This window comes from Paenibacillus sp. FSL E2-0201 (assembly GCF_037963325.1).
GTDB lineage: Bacteria > Bacillota > Bacilli > Paenibacillales > Paenibacillaceae > Paenibacillus_AQ.
Map to the genome: position 1 here is coordinate 4,929,605 of NZ_CP150154.1, position 21,031 is coordinate 4,950,635.

Here is a 21,031-nt window from a genome sequence, read left to right on the forward strand (position 1 = left end):
GAACGGTGCCGCGGCCCCGCAACTACAAGCTGAGCGAAAGCAAGGTTTCATTTGAAACCTTGCCCTTATGCGCTCTCCCCTGCCCTTAGCACAGCCGGCAGCCAAATCTTGTCTGCCTGTACCTCTTCCTTCTGCCCGTTCATCTGCTTCAGGACGCAGCGGACGGCTTCTTCCCCCATGCTGACATAGGGGATTTCTACACAGCTAAGGGAAGGCAGGCTGAGACGATGGCCTTGAATCGTATTGTCTGCAGCCATAATCCGCAGATCTTCGCCGATACGCAGGCCAAGCCTGTGAGCCGCCCGGTACAGATCCGGGACGGCGCTTGACCAGTTGACCAGCAGCGGCGGCAGAGACTGTCCGGTTTGCGTCAGTCTCTGCAGGCAATCCGTCCATTCTTCCCCCCGCTCATCCACCCGCACCACCGATGGCTTCATTCCATGTGCGCTGCACCAGCCGGTATAGGCATCGCGGCGGTTTCGCTCCGCCCAGTTATCCGCGCTGCCTCTGTGGTACACCTCGGCATAGACCGGACCCTGCTGCGGAGTCCCTTCACGCAGCAGATAATTCAGTGCCGTCTCCACACTGCCGGAATAATCGGCCAGCACGGAATATACGCCGGGTACCTCCGCATACCCCTCCACGGAAACATAGGGGATTCCGGCTGCGCCTATCTTCGCAGCCCATTCCTCATCACCATAGCTGGTGTGATCAAGCGTCACAATCCCGTCGATCTTCCGCTGGTGATAGAGCTCCAGAAGCTCCGCGCGGCCCTCGCTGTTCCCTCTGTGGCGCGGGGAGCACAGCAGGATGTGATATCCGCTGCTCTCGCATTCCCGCTGCATTCCCTCCAGCAGACGGGTAAACAACGGATGGCGGGTGTCTCCGAAAGCCGCCAGACTCATGCTTCTCCCGGTCTTCATGCTGCGTGCTCCGGCATCCACATGGTAATTCAGCTCACGGATGGCCTCCAGTACAGCCTCGCGTGTCTCCGGCCCAACCCCGATTCCGGGAGTATCATTCAGCACAGCGGAAACCACACTACGGGATACCCCCGCCCGCTTGGCTACGTCAAAGCTGGTCACTCTTTTTTTTCCCATGTCAGCACCTCAACGACAGTATAACACGTGTTATGAATACGTGCACAGCATTTTTTCGGAAATTTCGCTGCACCCAGGCAGAGACGGCTGCGCCGTCCATAGAAGGATGACGCAGCCGTCTCTGTGTTAAAGATATGGATAATTTATTGTGTGAAGCACAGAAATTTTTGGCTTTTGATAAATACATTGCCGTCAGCGCTTTACCAATACGGCCGCCAGTCCTTGAGCAACCGGACAAGCGCCTCCAGATAGAAATAATCGCCCCACAGATTGCATTCATCGATACCCCAGCCCCGCGGCTTGTTGTATACGGCATGCTTCAGAATTCCGTTCGATTCCGGGTGGTCTTCCGTCGTGTAGTTCAGAGACAGGGATTCCAGCATGGCCAATGCCGCAGCCTCATAACGCTCTCTGTCCGGATCTTCCGGAGACAGCTGCTTGACCAGTTCCAGCAGACCGCAGACCGCGATGGCCGAAGCCGAACTGTCCTTCTCCTGACCGGATTCTTCAGTGAAGATCAGATCCCAGTATACGATGCCGTCCCCGGGAAGCCGTGACAGGAAATAATCGCTCAATACTGTGGACACTTCAATGAACGAAGCCTCCTTGGTATAAAGGTAGCTTAGCAAAAATCCGTACATCCCCCAGGCCTGTCCTCTGGCCCAGCAGGAATCGTCGGAGTATCCCTGATGGGTATTTCCGTATTTTGGTCCTCCGGTCAGCACATCCATATAATAGGTATGATAGCTGGTGTGATCCGGCCGGACCAGATAAGCGGCCGACTGCTTGGCGTGGCTGCGGGCCATATCCGCATACCGGGCATCGCCCGTCACCTCGGTCGCCCAGTAGAGCAGCGGCAAATTCATCAGGCAATCCATAATCATCCGTCCGCATTCCTCCGGATCATTCAAATCTCCCCAGGCCTGGATAATGCCCGCTTTGGGGAAATAACGCTCAGTCAGCAGGTCGGCAGCCTGAAGCGCCATCGCTTTTGCTTCTTCACTGCCTGTGAGCCGGTAAGCAGCTACAGCCGACAGGCTGTACAGAAACCCAAGATCATGGGTGTTCGTTTCAATCTGTTCCTCCACCCGCCGCTTGAAGCTTGCAAGCTGCGCCTCGGCAGCATTCCGGTACTTCTCATCTTCTGTCAGCTCATAGGCCAGCCAGAGCATACCGGTCCAGAATCCCGGAGTCCAGTCTACATTGCCGGTACCTTCATAGATCAGACCTCTGCTGGCCGCCGCCGGAAACTGGCCGTCCAGCATAATCAAGCTGCGGTCCATCCGCTCCAGCACGAACTCAGCCGCCCGTTTGAAGTGTTCCTGATTCATCTTGTAACCTCCATTCATGCTTTAATCCAGGATCAGAGACGGATAGATCCAGGCATAGGATAAATAATAGCCGCTGCCGGAGTTGCGGTTTCCCACGACCGGGCGGTACGGTGCGGCGAAGCGTTCATATTCCGCATCCTGATAGATGACCGCCATCGCATCATACAGTTCTACCGGCCAAGTATCTGCAGCGAGCTCAGGGAAATTCTGATCAGGTGTGAAAGGCCATTCCTCCACACGGCCATCTACATAGCGGAACAGGGTGTCCAGCGCCAGCTTGATGCTCTTGCCATCAGACGAAGTATAGTGGAACAGATCCTCACCGGTTGCTTCCTGCACCAGATAAGCGGCAGCCGTCAGAGGGGCGAGGGCAAAATAGTGATACCACATTCCGTTCTGCCCTCTTTCCGCTTCTTCCGGAATAAATCCCTCTGCGGAGATAGAATGGCCGATATGTGTCTTCAGCTCCGCTGTGATCCGCTTAAGGTTTGCGTTGTCGTCTGCAAAATGATAAAACGCCGCCTGCGCATACAGACTCCAGTTCCACCAGTTGTTCCGGCCCGGAATGCCCGCCCAGGCCGGCAGGCAGATGTCTGTTATCCAGCGGGTAAACCGCTCTCTCGCTTTCTGCTCCCACCCCGGGTAATCCTTGATCCATATCGCTGCCCGGATCAGGCCAACCCCCAGATAAGCGGACACCAGCGGACCGTCATTCTCGGTAAATTCCTGATTGATTGCGGCCCAGCCGTCGATCATTTCCACCGCCTTCTCGGCATAAGCCGTTTTGCCGGTATAGCGATAGGCCAGGGCGGCGGCATACGCCGCCTGCGCATCCGGTTCCATTAACCGCTTGGCCTCCAGATGGCCTTCGGCATCCATATAGAACCCGGGAATTCTCCAGGTTGCAACCGCATGGCAGGATACCGTCAAGCCATGCCCGGCATCCTGCAGAAGAAGCTCCAGTGCTTCTGTCATATGTTTCATCTTCCTTTTCTGTGATTTGGCTGATCTGTCCCCGCAGCGGCAGAGTCTATTTTACGGTCCTTGCGGTAAGCCATGGGACTGATATTGAACGTCTTTTTGAATGCCTTTGAGAAGTAGGACAGATTACTGTATCCCGCTACCTGGGCAATCTCGCTGATAGGCTTGCTGCTGCCCCGCAGAAGCTGCTTGCTCAGCTCCATCTTCCGGGACAATATATATTCGGTAAGCGGCTCGCCTGTCTCTTTTTTGAACAATCTTGACAAATAAGCCGGGTTTAGGTGAACCAATTCCGCCAGTTCCATGCGCTCAATCCGCTCATCCAGATGATAATTGATATATTCCTTCACCTGATGGACAATAGAATCTTCATCCGTCTTCACGGAACGGCCGACCGCTCCAGTCACCTTGATCGCCCATTCCTCCATTTGGCGGATGGTTTTGGGGAACGATGCCGGTTCCAGCACTCCAGCTTCGGCAAAGACCTCCTGCACGGATTTCCCCCGTTTATGAAGCACCAGATAGATGGACTGGAGCACACTGTGATAATACATCAGCAGCGCTTCCGCGTTGCCTCCTTCGAATTTCAAGGCGGCTAGCGATTGATGAATCCGCTCATGCAGCACTTTCTCATCGCCTTGCTCTATCAAAGCGGGCCAGGCGGATAAATCAACGGCGTGCAGCTGGTGCGTTTCTTCATTTTTCGGTTTGTACAGATGGACAGCATGGGATTTGGTAATGTTGTCATATTCCATTTTGAGCAGCGCTTCATAACTTGCTTTCATCCGTTCAATCGCTGTTTGTTCTCCTATATAACAGGAAATTCTGCAGTAGAAATGCCGCCGGCAATATTGAATGAAGGCTTCACACCGCCCCGCAAGCTCATTCAGGTCTGCCACCTTCGCGGCGTCGCAATATAGAATGACAAGATTTGCGCCGATGCGGTCCTGAACCGTACAGCCCGGATCTCCCGCCAGAATGATCTCTTCTGCAACCTTGCGGATCGCGTATTCCATCAGTTCCTCATCGCGTTCCGTGAAGACCTGGGTCCACTGCTCCACGCTGATCAGAACGGGCAGCACTTCCATCCGGTCCGGATTGAACGGAACCATAAATTCCTGCAGCGCCTTGCGCAGCTGATCTGCCGATGCCGGCAGACGGGAACCCAGCACATCCTGCCAGAAACGTTCGAACAGCAGCGGTTTTTTGGTCTCCCAGAAAGCCTGGGCCACCTCTTGGGCCGCCTTCAAATCCCGGTCCTCCGAAACCATGGCGATCAGTCTTTGGACAACTTCTTTCAATTCGGAGAAATTCACCGGCTTAAGCAGATAATCCTGCGTCCCCAGTTGGATCGCACGCTGCGCATACTGAAAATCCGCATGGCAGGTCAGGAAAAGGCTGGCGATATCGGGATCATGGCCACGGATCCATTCCAGCAGCTCGAAGCCGTTGCCCTCCGGCATTTCAATATCGCAGATGACGATGTCAATCGGAACCTGCCGGATGATCTCTTGCGCATCCTTGACATTGTAGGCTTCATAGACACCGGTAAAGCCCAGAGATGACCATGCCACTCCCGTCTTAAGACCTTCAACAGCATAAATTTCGTCATCCACAATCAGCAGATTAAGCATTGCGGAATTCACCTCCCTCATGTTCTCGGCTGCGGATCGGAATCCGGATGGTCACGCAGGCTCCATGCGGTTCCAGGTTAGACAGCATCAATTGTGCTTCTTCCTGGTACACCATTTTTAGACGGTTGAAGACATTCCAGATGCCGATGTGCTCATTTGTAAAAGAACGGTCCTCCATCACTGCGGAAAAATGTTCGACGAGCTCTGCAGGGAATGCCTTACCGTTGTCTGCAATTCTAATTTCACAATAATCCTGTTCTTGTTCTCTCCGTCCATACACTTGAACGTGAACCCGGAAAACATCCTTCCCGGTCGCAAATCCGTGATTCAGGGCATTCTCAACGAATGGCTGAATGGTAAGAGGCGGAATCTGAAATTCTCCCAGCGTTTCTTCGTAGGCGTATTCATATTCCAGATGTTTGGGGAAGCGCAGCTTCTGAATTCCCATATAGTGTCCGATGTTGTCCATCTCATCCCGGATCGAAATCAGCGGTTCTCTCAGCCGGGCAAAAAAGCGCAAATAATCAACCAAATGGGAAGACATCTTCTGAATAAGCTGAAATCTTTTGGTTTCGGCTAAATTGTAAATAATATTAAGCGAATTAAACAAAAAATGCGGATTGATCTGCAGCTGCAGCTGCTTCAGTTCGGCTTTGTGCGAACGGATTTCTTCTTCGTACACATGTATCTTCAAATCCTGAATCTGCGAAGCCATATTGTTGAACGTGCCGCTGATCAAAGAAAATTCATGGGAAAGATCAGTCGACAGCCGGGTATCCAAATTCCCTTTGCTGATCAGCCGCATGCCCTTGATCAAATGATGGATGGGCTTGATCACCAGCTTCTGGAAGTAGATCAGAAGAATGAGCAGAATGGCTCCGGCGGCAAAAGGAATCGCAAAGCTGATCCGCTGAAACAGCGGAACCTGCTGAAGCATTACCTTCTCCGGGATCATCGCGGCGAGACCGAGATCCGAAAGACGCATCTGATGATGAACGAGCAGATACTTGTCTTTCCCCACCACGGTTTGATACAGTCCTGTCTTCTTTTGAATCGCTGCCGTCACTTCTTCCCATGCATCAGGCGGCGTAGAGGTAAGCCAGCCTCCCTTGCTGTCCAGCATAAAAGTTTTCATATGGCGCTCTTCCGATATCAGCTGAAGGGGGACCATCAGATCGTCGCTTTTAATCAAGGCTCCGACATAGGTATTGGTATCCGTCTCCACAATGCGCAGCAGAAACTGTTCATCCCCGATCCGGCAATGCCTCCAGCTGTTTTCGAATAAGCTTAGGCTTGAATCCTTCGCTCTGAAGGAGAACAGATTGCTCAAATAATTCTGTATTTGAACAGATTCTTCATAGGACTTTTGGGTGATCTGAGCTGCAATCAAATCCTCATTGAACGGAATGTAGACAAAATTCAAATAAAAGCTGCTATTATAAGAAAAATCCGCGTACATCTTGTTAATTACGGCTACACGTGTGAGTGTATATTCATCCTCATTATCCAAATTGTACACGAGGGAGCGGATATCCGGCTCCTGGTTGGCCAGCCTGTAGAGATAGCTGTTGTCATTATCCAGCGTCTGATCAATTTGATCACCGTATAGGGTCAGCAATGCGGAATTGTAATTTGCAACCTGTTCCCTGACGACCTGACTGGAGTAATAGTTGGTATACAGCAAAAAACAAACAAGCGGGAGGGTTATTATGCAAAATGCAAGAATCATTTTTATCCGTAAGGTCATAACCTGTCCCCCTCTTTTGCCGCAATTCCGGATTATTCCTGTATCCATTATAAACTAAACAGGGAAGAGCATGAGCCAATTCAGGCTCACGCTCCCAGGCGGATTTATAAGCTTAGTTTACTGATTCGTCTTGGCCCATTCATCCAGTTGTTTTTGCTTCTCGGCAATAATCTTATCCAGGCCGGCATCCTTCAGCTTCTGGATGTACTGTGACATGTATTTATCCGGGTCGATTGCCCCTGTAAACAATGAAGCGTTGAACTCTGCCTTCACATTGGCACAAGCTGCGACTTCGTTCTTGACATTGGTTGGATCCCATACAAAGCCGAGTGCAGGTGATTTGGTCGAGCTGTCGTTAAAGGCTTTGAATTTCTCCCATTTCTGCGGATCTTCATTGTCCCACAGGTAAGTGTTCATTTGATTACCGAACATCCAGGCAGTACCAGGATTATATCCGCTGGTCTGGGCAGTCACGCCTTCAGGATAGCTGAGGATATTATCCGCACTCTTCACATAATGTGTTCCTTCAATACCGAAGTCGAGCAAATTGATCAGCTCTTTATCTGTATACAGCAGGTTCAGGAACATCATGGCCCGCTCTGGGTTAGCCGAGGTTCTGGAGATCGCCAGCATAGCGCCGGTTGCTTCGCCTGTAGTGGTCTGTGGCTTCAGGAAATCCTTTTGAACCAGCTCCATACCAAGAGTTGTACTCATTTCGGCATCTTTACCAGGTTTCGTCGGTGCTGCAAAGGCAAAGCCTTTACCCGCTTTCATCAGATTATACAGCTGGTCATCCTTGATGGTTGCGGCATCCTTGTTGACATAACCGGCAAGGTTCCATTTCCGCATCAGATTGATCGTATTCTTCACCTTATCGGTTTCCAGCAGGCTGACTACCTTCATGTCGCCTTTATCCGGGTCCAGTACGCCTAAAGTGTCGCTGAGGTTATCCAGGGAATATCCGCCAACCATACCGGTCAGATTCAGGGATCCGGCAGCAACAAGCGGAGTCACACCAGGCTCGCCCTCTTTGATTTTTTGGAAGACAGGAGTCAATTCATCCAGAGTGTTAATGGAGTCCAGATCAATTTGGTATTTATCAACCAGATCTTTTCTGAAGAGTATACCGGCGGATCCGGCAAATTCCTTCAGTGTGGGGACTGCAAAGCTGTGACCGTCAATCTGGCTGCCCTTCAGCCAGTCAGGGCCGAGAGTATCCTTGATTCCCTGACCGTATTGGTCCAGGAGATCATCCAGCTGCAGATACTGTCCTTTGGTTGAATTGGAGTTATAGGCCAGGTAAGAAGCGGTGAAGATTACATCGAATTTCTCATTGGAGGTGAACATGAGATTGGTTTTATCATTCCATGCACCCCAATCAATCGGTTTCAATTCGATCGTTGCATTAATCTTTTCTGTCAGATATTTATTCAGTTCATCCTGGACAAGACCCAGGTCCTTGGCTGTAGAGGCTGGATAGTACATCACCAGTTTATAAGGATCCAATTGGGGAGCTTCAGTAGCTTGTGCAGTCTCCGTTGTAGGGGAAGCGCTTTCGGCAGGCTCCGCAGAGGTTCCCTCCTTATTATTATTCCCTGAACTGCCGCATGCGGTCAAGACAGTCGCCGTGATCATAATCAAGCTTAATAGCGTACCAAACTTCTTTTTCATAAAACTAACCTCCAGCTATAATTTTCATTAATTGTTGCTGACAGACCCCAATTTAATCGTTTACCGCTTCATGCCAATGACTCCCGAATCACCCCCTTTCATACTCCTCTGTTAATGAACGCCTCTTAACCCTTCACAGCACCGACTGTCAAGCCCTGTACCAGATAACGCTGGAAGAAAGGGTAGGCTAGTATAATCGGACCGATACCAATGATCGCCATCGCCATTCTCACTGTTTCAGTAGGAATGGTAGCGAGCAGGCTTGAGGTGTTTCCTGCATTCGATTGCATGGAGATAAACTGGATGTCCATCAGTGTCTTCTGCATCACATACTGCAGACTGTACAGTCTGGAATCCGAGATATAGATCAGGGAATTGAACCAGTCATTCCAGTAAGCAAGTGTGCTGAACAACCCGATGGTGGCCAGAACAGGCAGGGACAGCGGCATAATAATCTGCCACCAGATCCGGAATTCACCCGCGCCGTCGATGGTAGCCGATTCATTCAAGGCCGACGGGATGTTCTGGAAAAAGGTCCGCATAATCAGTACATTGAAGCCGTTCATCAGCAGCCCCGGCAGAATCAGCCCCAGAATGCTGTCTTTGACATCGAGGATGTTCGTGTAAACCATGTACCACGGCACAAGCCCGCCCCCGAAGAGGATGGTGAAAAAGACAAAGAATGAAAACCCGTTCCGCAGCGGGAAATCCCGGCGGGAAATCGGATAGGCATACAAAGAGGTTATCAGCAGCCCTACCACGGCTCCAATGAGCGTCACCGAAAGTGTTATGCCGTAGGCATGGAGAATATTGGCTTTGTCATGCCACAAAAAGGTATAAGCCGCAAAGCTGAATTTCTCAGGTAAGAAGGAGTATCCGGAAATAAAGATGGAATTCTCATCCGATAACGATACCGTCAGCACCAGAACGAGCGGCACTAGGATCAGAATAACCGCAATGATGAACATAATATGAAGCATTACCTGAGTCATCGAATTTCTTTTTTTGAAATGAGCAACCTGACTCCTTGCCGGAGTCAAATTTGTATCCTGCATAACGTTTCTCTCTCCCATCAGAACAAAGCATTTTCCTTGCTTATTTTCCGCACAATCAGATTCACTGTCAAAACAAGGATGAATCCAACCACAGATTGGAACAATCCGGCGGCCGACGACATTCCGATATCGCCCAGGTTCATAAGCGCGCGGTATACGTAGGTATCAATGACATTCGTTGTCTGCAGTATCGAGCCCGAGTTCATGGTCACCTGATAGAACAACCCAAAGTCGGAAGAGAAAATCCGGCCGATCTGCATCAGCGTCATGACAATGATGACCGGTGCGATCAAAGGGAGGGTGATTTTGCTGAACTGATGCCACTTATTCGCGCCGTCAATGACGGCCGCTTCATAATATTCTTTGTCCAGGCCAATAATCGCTGCCAGATAGATGATGCTTAAGTACCCGACACTCTTCCATGTGTTGACAATAATCAGAATATACGGCCACACTTTAGGTTCGTTATACCAGCTCAGCGGCTCAATTCCAAGCCAGGGCAGGACCTTGTTATTCAGATAGCCGTAATCCGCACTGAGAAAGGCGAACACGAGATAGCCGATAATAACGGCGGAGAACAAATGCGGCAGCAGGATCACGCTTTGATAGAAACGGGCAGCCAGCTTGTTCTTAAGCTCGTTCATCAAGGCAGCCAGGCCCACCGCACCGATCAGGTTGATGACGATAAATGAAAAATTATACAAAATCGTATTTCTCGTGATTATGTAAGCATCGCTGGTACTGAACAAAAACTCAAAGTTTTTGAAGCCGATCCAATCGCTGCCCCATATCCCTTTGGCGTAGTTGATATTCTTGAAAGCAATCATTACCCCAAACATCGGCAGATAATTGTTCAAGAGCAGGTAGAGAATTCCCGGTACCATCATTAACAGCAGCACTTTGTATTTTTTGAAAAACTTTCGGACAGGCGTATGCGTCATCGTGGTTGATCACACCCTCTTTTTCTTATTGGTTATGTACTAATGATAGTCCATTGAAAGATGCGCCACACACCGCATCGGTGACCTGAATTTGTACTTTGGTGACATATAACAAAAAGCGGAAGAGGAAGACAAAGTCCTCCTCTTCCCCTTTACACGCGACCAGCGGGTATTACTTCGCGAGCCAGTCGTCAAGAATCAGGCGGGCTACCGCCGCCAGCGCACGGATAGTAATTTCATGCTCGTCGTACATATCTGCCTTGCTGACCTCGCTCCAGTGCGCATCCTGCGGGGTGATGCCGAAGTACCGCGCAATAATGGAGAGATCCAGAAGGGTTACCTGGGTTGTTGCGCCGTCCACCATGGTAATAATCGCCTTGGAGAACTGCTGCAGCCCGCTGCTTAGTGCCGTCTTCGCCTGTGCCACCTGCGCTTCCGTTGCACTAGGCTGATTCACCACAGCCTGCGCTGCCGTAATCGCCGTCTGCAGCGCCGCCTTGGAGCCAGGCGTATATTGTCCCACCTTGCTGCCTTCCACGCTTCGGGCCAGCTGACCGTTTGCAGTGCCGATCAGCGAGGTCAGCTCCGTTTTGTCGGCACCCGGACCTTGCGGTATCACTTGGCCTCTGAAGGTGTTCATTGCGCTCTGCAGGCTGCCGACAGCCCCGCCGACCGCGGCTGCATTTGCATTCGTGTCATCTGCTACTGCCTGGGCTGCATCAATCGCAGTCTGCAGCGCATCTGCTGCCGCTTGCGGATATTGCCCCGGCTGCGTGCCGACGGTGCTTGCTGAGAGCAGCGCATTCGCTTCCGCAATCAGATTGTTCAGCGCCGTCTTGTCGGCAAGCACAATCTGGCTGGTCACTGCCGCTGCGCCCGTGTCCAGTACCGTTGTCTGTCCTTCGGACACGATACTGAATTCGCTCAGGTTGACGGTTGTGCTGCTGGCCGAGGCGTCCGCCTTGACCTTGCCCGACAATTGAAGCAGGCTGCCGTTTTCTGCCGCCGGAGCTTCCCCTGTGCGGACCAGCATAATCCGGATCTGTCCGGCCTCCGGCTTCACCGCTGTGCCCACCACCTGGAAGCCGCTGCGTGTAATCTGCAGTGCCCCCTCCTTGAGCAGGAGATGGCCGTTCGCATCCGTATCCGTCTCAAATTCCAGCACGGCCGGATCATAATTCACGACCAGATCGGCCGTATTGAATCCGGCTTCCGCGCTGCCCAGTCCGGCCAATCCAACCGTCCACTCCGCGTTCTGACCGGCATGGAGGCTGCCCGGTCCCGACAGCAATACCGCCGGTACGTCCGGACCAGACGCCGTACCCACAGTCAGCGTGATGCTCTTCGAATCGGCAGCTCCGCTGTCCGTCCACGCCGTGCCATTCCAAATCTCCTTCCGGAAACTCGCTGTTACCGTGTGGCTGCCCGCTTCCGCCGGTGTGTACACCGATTCCGATACATGGCTGCTTTCGTTAAATGTGAATATTCCTGTTATTCCGCCGTTTTCACCCGCAGACCAGCCTGCCGGCAGAAAACGCTCATCCCCAACGACTTCTCCCGCCGCCTGCTGGCGGTCGCCCAGTGCCTTGAGAGTCACGGCTGCCCCCGGCATTGTCTGCACATCGGACGCGCTCAGGCTGTTGTTCGCAGCCACTGCGGGAATTTTCGCCGCATAACTGAACCAGTCGATATCCCCCACTGCACCGGTGGTTCTGCGGAATACGACATAAATATTCTTGATCCCGCCCACTTCCATGCGGTTGCCGCTGCTGTCTCTGAATACAATATCCATCGTTTTAAAGGTCAGCCAATCCCCTGTTTTTGCAAGTGTCGCGGTGCCAAGCAGCGGACCGGTCGCGCTGCCGTCATGCACTTCAATATTGCTGTCAGTGTATGGCGTCGCATAGCGGACCTTCAAGGAGGAGACACCTGCACCAAAATCCAGGTCCTTGTAAAATAAATAATCATTATTGTCCGTGGAACCGACTTTACGGATAATTTCCGTATTATTTATAGTGACATTGGCCGTAGCAGTCCCGGATTGTCCGGCATAATCCTCCGCTTCGATCCGGATGCTTCTGGAGTCCGATGCTTCCGCAGCGCTGAACCAAATGCTGTACAGCTTGGTTGTAGTCCCGTTCTCTGCTGTAATTCTCACCCTGGCTACCCCGGGAAGAGACGCTGCCTGCTCAATTGAGAATGCCGCTTTGCTGTCAGCGACTGCAGCCGAAATCACCGGAACCGCAGCATCTGCCGGAATCTTCATGGTATAGGTCGTATTAGTGCGGTCAAATTGCTCAAGCTGCACCCCGTTTACTGCCAGCCATGCCAGATTCGCGTTGCTGCTCAGGAGAGGAGGTTCGTTGTCATCCGTTTTATAACTGAACCAGTTGATGTAGGCGACCGTGCCTGAAGATTGTTTGGTAAAGACCAGATAGATGTTCTTAATTCCGCTCGCTCCCGTCAGCGGCACCCGGATCGTCTCGAACTGGGTCCATGATCCTGTGGCCGGCAAATCCACATAACCTAATTCGGGACCCGTTTGGCTACCGTAGCGTATCGAGATTGAGCCGTCTGTTTCGGGGGTTGCGTAGCGGAAATCAAAATAATTAACACCTTTCCCCAGATTCAGATAATTATAAAAAACATAATCCCCGTTATCCGTGGAATTGATCGCCTGCCCGCCGCCTTCATCCGCTGTGGCCACAACGCCGATTTTCTCCCTGCCCGTGTAATCCTCTGCTTCGACCTTGACGTATCCGGGGTCCGGCAGCTCGATAACCGAGGTGCGGAGCAGCGTTGGATACACCCAGGCATGATTATGATAGAACCCCGTATCCCCGTTAATATTGCCGCGAATCGGGCGGTACGGCGATACATAGATTTCGTATTGCGGATCCTGATAAATATCCGCCAGCGCTTCGTACATATTGAGCGGAAATGAATTATTATTTAAAAATGTACTGTATACCTGCTTGCCGCCATATTCATTGGGCCACTCCGAGACATGCCCGTTCGCATAATAGAGCAGATTATCGGTTGCCTTCTTCAGGCTTTTGCCGGATGGAGATTCCCAGTGAAACAGATCCTCCCCGGTCGCATGAAGAACGATTTCCGCCGAAGCCGTCATTGGAGAGAGTGCAAAATAATGGTACCACATTGAATTGGAACCACGCGTTCCCTCGGCAGGCAGAAAGCTTCTGTCGTCAATCGCTTCGTCGATTTTATTTTTCAGCTTGACTACCTCATCGTTGAAGGCAGTTTCATTATCTGTGTAATGATAGAATGCGAGCTTGGCATAACGCATCCAGTCTCCCCAGTTGTTCTCATCCTTGTGCGCGATCCATTTCGGCAGCCAAACCGCACGGATCCAGCTCTGGAATTGCGCCTGTTCCGCTGCGCTCCAGCCGGAATAGTCCTTCAGCAGGTCAGCCGCATTAATCATGCCTCCCCCTACATATGCCGAAGCGAGTGGCGCATCCGTCATCCCCATTGCTTTATTGGTAACGGCCCATGCATTCATCAGCTCCACCGCTTTATCGGCATACTTGGCATCGCCCGTAAACCGGTAGGCCAGCGCTCCGGCATAGGCTGCTTGCGTATCCTGTTCCAGACCGCCCTTGGCGGCAATGTGGCCCGCGGGATCGGCATAAAAACCGGGGACATTCCACGTTGCTACCGCATGGTTCTGCACAAGCAATCCGTTGTCCGCATCCCTCATCATGACATTGTAAGCCTCTTTCCACGGTGAAAGATTGGCGTTGACCTTCGCCTTGATCACAGCAAATTCATCGGCTGTGACTATGCCTCCGGGATGAGAGTACGCCAATGCGCTAACAGCAAACGAAAATACCAGAATAACCGAACATATAGTACAGAACCAAACACGAACCTGTTTCAAATGATCCACTCCTCGTCTTGTCATTTTTTTAAGACGGCTTGCGTTTTATTGAAGTTGTCCGGTGCAAGTAACGTACAGTTCTCTAGTTGGGCTATTTCATTACAGACCGGATTTTTGCAGCAGTCTCTGCACGATTACCGCAGCTTCAGCCCGGGTCAGATTCTCTTGTGGAGCAAGTAGGGTACCGCTTCTTCCCGATACGATCCCGGCCTGCAGGCAATCCGTAATGCCGCTCTCTGCCCATGAAGAGACCTTGCTCTTATCCGTATACGGAAGAAGGGCAGCGGCCGGCGATTGGACAGGAAGCTGGCCCTTTAATCCCGTCTTCTCCATGGCCCTTGCAATCATCACCATTGCCTGTTCCCGTGTAATCAGCAGATCCGCCCGGAAGGAGCGGTCTTCATATCCCGTCAGCAGGCCCGCCGCCTCAGCCGATGCAGCATAGGGACGTGCCCAGGCCGGGATCTTCTCCAGATCCGAGAAGCCCGGATGGACAGCTGCAGGGAGCGATAGCGCCCGGACAAGCATCGACGCGAACTCAGCCCGGCTTACCTGCCGGTCCGGCTTAAACGTTCCATCCCCGTAACCGTTAATAAAGCCCCTGGCTGCGGCTCCGAGAATGTTCATTTCCGCCCAATGATTTTTGATATCGGTAAACATGCTGGTCATTTGCCCCACTTGAATACTCTCCCGGATATCCACCGGATAAGCGGTCATTTCCAGTTTGGAATTGACCAGCTTTACCTCTGCCAGTGACAGCTCTGCAGCTCCGGCCCCAATCCGCTGAAAAAGAAGTGTGGCCAGATCGGCATCTCCGTTCGTACCGGCAACACTGCCGATTTTTGTATGTGCAAGACGAATCCTGCCCCCGTCCACGATAGGCTCGACGCTAAACCCGGACCCTTCGCTCCGGGAATCAATCAGCTTAAGACGGGCAGAATCATAAGTAAACTGAAGATCATACGCGAAGACATCTACTAAATTAACCCCTTTAACAATGACCTGGATATTGCCTTGGCTCTCCTTGACGCTGAGTGTAAAAGTATTGGCGGGGCTGGCGCTTCCGTCTGATTGTGCATAAGACGGACTGCCAAGTCCCAGCAGCAGTATCATCAACGCAAGCACGGATACAGCGTATTTCATTTTGAATTCATCCTCTTCTGAATAGAATGGGAAGAGGATGACAAGATCGTCCTCCTCTTCCCCTTTAAGCACAATCAGCCGAAATTACTTCGCGAGCCAGTCGTCAAGAATCAGGCGGGCTACCGCCGCCAGCGCACGGATAGTAATTTCATGCTCGTCGTACATATCTGCCTTGCTGACCTCGCTCCAGTGCGCATCCTGCGAGGTGATGCCGAAGTAACGCGCAATAATGGAGAGATCCAGAAGGGTTACCTGGGTTGCGCCGTCCACCATGGTAATAATCGCCTTGGAGAACTGCTGCAGCCCGCTGCTTAGTGCCGTCTTCGCCTGTGCTACCTGCGCTTCCGTTGCACTAGGCTGATTCACCACAGCCTGCGCTGCCGTAATCGCCGTCTGCAGCGCCGCCTTGGAGCCAGGCGTATATTGTCCCACCTTGCTGCCTTCCACGCTTCGGGCCAGCTGGCCGTTTGCAGTGCCGATCAGCGCGATCAGCTCCGTTTTGTCGGCACCCGGACCTTGCGGTATCACTTGGCCTCTGAAGGTGTTCATTGCGCTCTGCAGGCTGCCGACAGCCCCGCCGACCGCGGCTGCATTTGCATTCGCGTCATCTGCTACTGCCTGGGCTGCATCAATCGCGGTCTGCAGTGCATCCGCTGCCGCTTGCGGATATTGCCCCGGCTGCGTGCCGACGGTGCTTGCTGAGAGCAGTGCTTTCGCTTCCGCAATCAGATTGTTCAGCGCCGTCTTGTCGGCAAGCACAATCTGGCTGGTCACTGCCGCTGCGCCCGTGTCCAGTACCGTTGTCTGTCCTTCGGACACGATACTGAATTCGCTCAGGCTGACAGTTGTGCTGCTGGCCGAGGCGTCCGCCTTGACCTTGCCCGACAATTGAAGCAGGCTGCCGTTGTCTGCCGCCGGAGCTTCCCCTGTGCGGACCAGCATAATCCGGATCTGTCCGGCCTCCGGCTTCACCGCTGTGCCCACCACCTGGAAGCCGCTGCGTGTAATCTGCAGTGCCCCCTCCTTGAGCAGGAGATGGCCGTTCGCATCCGTATCCGTCTCAAATTCCAGCACGGCCGGATCATAATTCACGACCAGATCGGCCGTATTGAATCCGGCTTCCGCACTGCCCAGTCCGGTCAATCCAACCGTCCACTCCGCGTTCTGTCCGGCGTGGAGGGTGGCCGGCCCCGACAGCAGGGCCGCCAGCTCGCCGGACTGCGGCGCCTCTTGAAGATTATCCACTGCCTGCTGCAGCGCTGCTATAGCATCATTCAGCTGCTGCTCCGTGGTAATTGTGGCAAGTGCCGCTTCTGCTGCTGCAATGGCTTGCTGCAGCGAGGCAAAGGATTCGGCTGTATAATGGCCGTTCGCGTTGTCATACGCCCGGGCGCTTGTGATAAGTGCTTGCAATTCGCTTACATTAATGATACTTCCCTGGGAAACCTTCAAGTTGATCGTCATAGGCGTTGCATCCGTATGCCCGTCATTGGCAGCGAAGGTAACGCTGTAGGTACCCGCCTTGGGATTATTCCAGGTGAATTGACCATTCTCCAGGGAATATTGGGCTCCTGCCGGCAGATCCTTATTGGAAATCGTAATATTCACTTCATCCCGGATCGGGCTGACCACTTTGACCGGGAAAGATACCGGTGCATCTGTCGTTACCGGCAGGGTATAGGTGGAAATGGAGAAATTGTCAAATTCGGCGGACCAGTTATTTCCTCTGACCTTGTCACCCGATACGGCCACACCGGCATATACCGGCGCGTCAGCAGCCAGACCGCTGAAGGTTACCGTACGAAGCGCAGCCGTTCCTCCTTTGCCATTTCCCCAACTGCCGTTGCTGTTTTGGATATAGCTGCTGATTTGAGTGCCCGTACGGACCATTTTCACCCAAAACGGGGTTGTCCTGTTCTTGTACGGTTCATCTTGAGTGGACTCATGACGGTTTTTAAGCACAGCCGTCCCTTCCGTTCTGGCGAAGGAATGAATTTTGAGTGGTCCAAAAATAGGACTGTAACCGTCCGTTGTAAGACCGGTCATCAGTAAACGCGGAATATCATCGGTTATTCTGTCCGTAATCATCACACCCGCGTAGTTTGCCTGCGCTGCATCCGTCAGCCGGGCAATGACCTCTCCGTCCCCGTATAAAGGCACATAGTAGAATATCGGATGCTGCTCATGCGCTTTGGAAGCGCGTGCAAAATCCAGCGTCAATCTGATTTTACCTGTCGCCTCATCCATGCTTGCACTTGATGCTATTGTTCCTTCAGCGGTCGATGCCGATACCGTGTACTGGACCTGGCTGAAATCCACGACTGGCAGGAAGGACAGCGGCATGCTGTCTGTCACAGCTGTAACCGAATTGCTGGCAGGCGACAGATTGCCGGCTTTGTCAAATGCCTTTACATAATAAGTATAAGTGGTTGAAGGACTCAGACCGGTGTCGCTGAAAGAAGGCGTTGCCGAAGTGCCCACTTCCGCCTCTCCGCGATAAATCTTGTAGCCTTCAACACCTACATTATCTGTCGAATTTGTCCATTTCAGATTCAATTGACTGCTTGACACAGGGGTTACAGTGACATTGGAAGGGGCGCTTGGCGCTACCGTATCCGGCGCTGCAACCTGCAGCACAACCGACATCGGCTCTGCCTGATCCAGCCCGTCACTTGCTGCGAAGGTTACTTTATAGGTGCCGGCCTTAGGGCTGTTCCAGGTGAACTGCCCGTTTGTAAAGCTGTAGTCCGCATCACCTGGCAAATTACTTTCAATGATGCTGACAGCCACCGTTTGCCCATCCGGGTCGGCAGTTTTGACCGGGAAGGAGATTGCCTCGCCCTCCGTCGCAGGCACCGGATAGTTCGGAAGCGAGAAGCAGTCAAATTCAGCGGACCATTTACCGCCTCTGGCCTTGTCTCCTGTCATGCCCACACCGGCATAGACCGGGGCACTATTGGCCAGACCGCTGAAGGCAACTGTCCGGAGCGGTGTGCTTGCACCCTTGCCGTTTCCCCAGCTGCCATCGCTGTTTTTAATATAGCTGGATATATTCTCTCCAGTGCGTACCAGCTTCGCCCAGAACGGGGTGTTGACCTGTTTGAACACTGCGTCGGTAGCGGCATCATGCCTGTTCTTGTCAGTTGCCGCATAGGCTTCTGTTCTGGCAAGGGACTGAACTTTGAAAGTTCCCCACTCTGCACTGTAGGCATCGGTGGTCAGCCCTGTCATTAACAATCTCGGAGCATCGTCTGTTACTTTCTCCGCGACCATAACACCCGCAAAGGAAGCCAGCTCTGCACTGGTCAGCCGTGCAATGACTTCACCGCCGTCATGCAGCGGTACATAGTAGAACAGCGGGTGCTGTTCATGCGCGATCCAGGCCGGGGATAAATCCATGGTCAGCGTAATTTTGCCCGTCTTTTCATCCAGAGCCGCTTTGGATACGATATTCCCGCCGACATTCGCTTTGGATACCGTATATTGAATCTGGTTAAAATCTTCGATCGGTAAAAATACCGGAACCGTATTCACCGTCTTAATGGTTGCAGTTTCGCTGGCCGCAGAGAGATTCTGCCTGTCATACGCTTTAACCGTGAAGTCATGCGAGACTGAAGGGGTAACACCGTTATCGGTGAAATCGGTTGTTGTGGTTCTGCCGATCTCCGTGCCGTCACGGTAAATGATATAACCGACCACGCCCACATTATCTGTGGATTTATTCCATTTCACATTGACCTGACTAAGAGAAAGCGCCTTTAAGGTTACACCGGCTGGTGCAGACGGCGCCTGGGTATCCGGTGTCGGTACCGGTGCGGGACTAGGCACAGTACCGCTGAACGGGGATAGCTGAATATAATCAAGCGGAAGCTTGTATCCCGTTGCCGTTACGTTTTTGCCTGTGCTGGTAAACCGGATGAGCTTATCGCCCCCGCCGGCAAACTCAACGTAGCCCAGGTCATAAATCTTGTCATCATCCACGGTGAAATAATAAGCGTCAAATGCATTCCCCTGATTGACCCCGTCTATCGACAGCTGATAGATCCCGTTGCTCAAGGATTTCGGCACTTTGGCCGTCACATGATAGGTTCCGGCCGCAGGCACATTGACTTTATACTCAATATAGTCACCCGCCTTGGTCGCATTGAACAAATCGTATTTGCCTCCGCTGGCCGTTCGCAGACTCCGGGCCTCATGCGTCGAGGTGGAGCTTATCGATTGCACGTTCAAGGCCTCCGCTTCATGAATCCCTGCCGGCAGCGGCGGCATTGAAGCAAGAGTTCCGGATAAATGATCGGTCAGCACGCGCATCTGGATCGCATCCGTCCCGTTCACGGGGTTGAGATTCAGGTTATAGGAATCACCAAATGCCCCTCCCGACCAATAGGTTGCGTCCATGCCGTAGTCATCCAATACTTGGAGGAAATTCTCCAGCACCGGATTCCAGCGCAGATCGTCTTTAGGTGTGCCGAATTCTCCGAAATAACCTCTGACATTATTCTTGTTGCACCAGACGAGAAAATCCATGGTCCGCTGGATGCCGATCATATTCAGATCCGGATTGATGGCGATCTCCTCATCATAGGTTTTTTGATAGGTGCCAGTACGGTCATAATCAAAGTAAATATGGGCCGAATACATAAAGTTGTCGGCCGGATCGGTAATCCAGCTCGTCGGCGAATTGTTGTTGGCCTCCCATTGATAGGAGCTGGACCAGGCCGTGCCTTCAACCATGATCAGTGAGTTGTCACCATTGGCCCGGATGGCTGTAACCGCCGCCTGGGAGATATCCTTCCAGTCCGTGGTTCCCATATCATGGGGTTCATTCATCAAATCGTAGGCATAAACGGCCGGATTGGATTTGAATTCACTCGAAATTTTGGTCCATATATCTGTAAAATGCTCTGTGGTCACCCCTGAGTTTGCATCTCCGATGATTTTGTCATTGTATCTGCCGTAGTTGTGAAGATCGATAATCACTTTCATGCCGGCATTACTGATTCGTCCGACTTCCGCCTTCACATTATTTAAGTAAGTGGCATCAAGCGGACCTCCAAGCACGGGCTGAAGGCGCTCCCATTTAATTGAGGTGCGGACTGTTTCAAATCCCTTGGCACCATAATAGTCAATCATTTCTTGTGAGTTCCAATAGGAAGCATTACCGAATCCCGGTCCTGCCAAATTCACTCCGCGGGAATAGTTTATCGGCGCTGCTTCCGCTGCTGCCGGTTTCGCCGGTACTATTACCATATTCAATCCATTAAGCAGCAAAACAAAGACTAAAGAAAGCACAAGACTTTTTTTCACTTTCAAAAATTAACACCTCCATTGATTTAGATACAGCAAGCTAATCCAGGGGGACAGGTGCCATTTGTTTGTTGGCCTCACCTCCTCATAAGAATACGCTTTCAAGTTTGCTTATTTTTGAAAGGATTTGCCTTAATCCTAAAGCACTGAAAAGTTCGTGACACCCCTCTCCGGTGACCCGATTTTGTACTTTGGTGACCTTTTGGCTTCTAAGCTGATT

The 21,031-nt window shown here is 52.1% G+C and carries 11 protein-coding genes; all 11 read right to left on the bottom strand.

Going from position 1 to position 21,031, the window contains the following annotated elements:
• Positions 1 to 65: 65 nt before the first annotated feature.
• The 11 genes from NSU15_RS22365 to NSU15_RS22415 all read right to left on the bottom strand — a co-directional run bounded on the left by NSU15_RS22365 (position 66) and on the right by NSU15_RS22415 (position 20,811).
• Entirely contained in the window at positions 66 to 1,100 is a 1,035-nt protein-coding gene (locus NSU15_RS22365) for a LacI family DNA-binding transcriptional regulator (protein ID WP_339287558.1), read from the bottom strand.
• A 200-nt stretch (positions 1,101 to 1,300) separates the two neighbouring features.
• Positions 1,301 to 2,431, bottom strand: coding sequence for a glycoside hydrolase family 88 protein (locus NSU15_RS22370; RefSeq protein ID WP_339287560.1), 1,131 nt, complete (start codon positions 2,429 to 2,431; stop codon positions 1,301 to 1,303).
• Between the two features lie 21 nt (positions 2,432 to 2,452).
• Positions 2,453 to 3,415 carry an alginate lyase family protein gene (locus tag NSU15_RS22375; RefSeq protein WP_339287561.1) on the bottom strand — a complete coding sequence of 321 codons (963 nt, stop codon included), beginning with the start codon at positions 3,413 to 3,415 and terminating at the stop codon, positions 2,453 to 2,455.
• A complete protein-coding gene (locus tag NSU15_RS22380; RefSeq protein ID WP_339287562.1) occupies positions 3,412 to 5,046 on the bottom strand; it encodes a helix-turn-helix domain-containing protein in 1,635 nt (544 codons plus the stop codon). The genes NSU15_RS22375 and NSU15_RS22380 overlap by 4 nt, the downstream gene beginning before the upstream one ends.
• Positions 5,039 to 6,793, bottom strand: a complete 1,755-nt coding sequence (locus tag NSU15_RS22385; RefSeq protein WP_339287563.1) for a histidine kinase — start codon at positions 6,791 to 6,793, stop codon at positions 5,039 to 5,041. The genes NSU15_RS22380 and NSU15_RS22385 overlap by 8 nt, the downstream gene beginning before the upstream one ends.
• Positions 6,794 to 6,910: 117 nt before the next feature.
• Positions 6,911 to 8,464: an ABC transporter substrate-binding protein gene (locus NSU15_RS22390; protein WP_339287565.1), complete on the bottom strand. Its 1,554-nt coding sequence runs from the start codon at positions 8,462 to 8,464 to the stop codon at positions 6,911 to 6,913.
• Between the two features lie 125 nt (positions 8,465 to 8,589).
• On the bottom strand, positions 8,590 to 9,519 hold the full coding sequence (locus NSU15_RS22395) for a carbohydrate ABC transporter permease (protein ID WP_081394398.1): 930 nt from the start codon (positions 9,517 to 9,519) through the stop codon (positions 8,590 to 8,592).
• Between the two features lie 17 nt (positions 9,520 to 9,536).
• A complete protein-coding gene (locus NSU15_RS22400) occupies positions 9,537 to 10,460 on the bottom strand; it encodes an ABC transporter permease subunit (protein WP_076207853.1) in 924 nt (307 codons plus the stop codon).
• A 172-nt stretch (positions 10,461 to 10,632) separates the two neighbouring features.
• A complete protein-coding gene (locus tag NSU15_RS22405; RefSeq protein WP_339287567.1) occupies positions 10,633 to 14,361 on the bottom strand; it encodes an alginate lyase family protein in 3,729 nt (1,242 codons plus the stop codon).
• 99 nt (positions 14,362 to 14,460) lie between these two features.
• Positions 14,461 to 15,504, bottom strand: coding sequence for an S-layer homology domain-containing protein (locus NSU15_RS22410; RefSeq protein WP_339287568.1), 1,044 nt, complete (start codon positions 15,502 to 15,504; stop codon positions 14,461 to 14,463).
• An 84-nt stretch (positions 15,505 to 15,588) separates the two neighbouring features.
• A complete protein-coding gene (locus tag NSU15_RS22415; RefSeq protein ID WP_339291423.1) occupies positions 15,589 to 20,811 on the bottom strand; it encodes a cellulase family glycosylhydrolase in 5,223 nt (1,740 codons plus the stop codon).
• Between the last annotated feature and the right edge of the window lie 220 nt (positions 20,812 to 21,031).

What these genes read in the sequence shown, in the direction of transcription:
- NSU15_RS22365 (WP_339287558.1), bottom strand. Translation starts at nt 1,100, where the DNA reads ATGGGAAAAAAAAGAGTGACCAGCTTTGACGTAGCCAAGCGGGCGGGG.
- NSU15_RS22370 (WP_339287560.1), bottom strand. Translation starts at nt 2,431, where the DNA reads ATGAATCAGGAACACTTCAAACGGGCGGCTGAGTTCGTGCTGGAGCGG.
- NSU15_RS22375 (WP_339287561.1), bottom strand. Translation starts at nt 3,415, where the DNA reads ATGAAACATATGACAGAAGCACTGGAGCTTCTTCTGCAGGATGCCGGG.
- NSU15_RS22380 (WP_339287562.1), bottom strand. Translation starts at nt 5,046, where the DNA reads ATGCTTAATCTGCTGATTGTGGATGACGAAATTTATGCTGTTGAAGGT.
- NSU15_RS22385 (WP_339287563.1), bottom strand. Translation starts at nt 6,793, where the DNA reads ATGACCTTACGGATAAAAATGATTCTTGCATTTTGCATAATAACCCTC.
- NSU15_RS22390 (WP_339287565.1), bottom strand. Translation starts at nt 8,464, where the DNA reads ATGAAAAAGAAGTTTGGTACGCTATTAAGCTTGATTATGATCACGGCG.
- NSU15_RS22395 (WP_081394398.1), bottom strand. Translation starts at nt 9,519, where the DNA reads ATGCAGGATACAAATTTGACTCCGGCAAGGAGTCAGGTTGCTCATTTC.
- NSU15_RS22400 (WP_076207853.1), bottom strand. Translation starts at nt 10,460, where the DNA reads ATGACGCATACGCCTGTCCGAAAGTTTTTCAAAAAATACAAAGTGCTG.
- NSU15_RS22410 (WP_339287568.1), bottom strand. Translation starts at nt 15,504, where the DNA reads ATGAAATACGCTGTATCCGTGCTTGCGTTGATGATACTGCTGCTGGGA.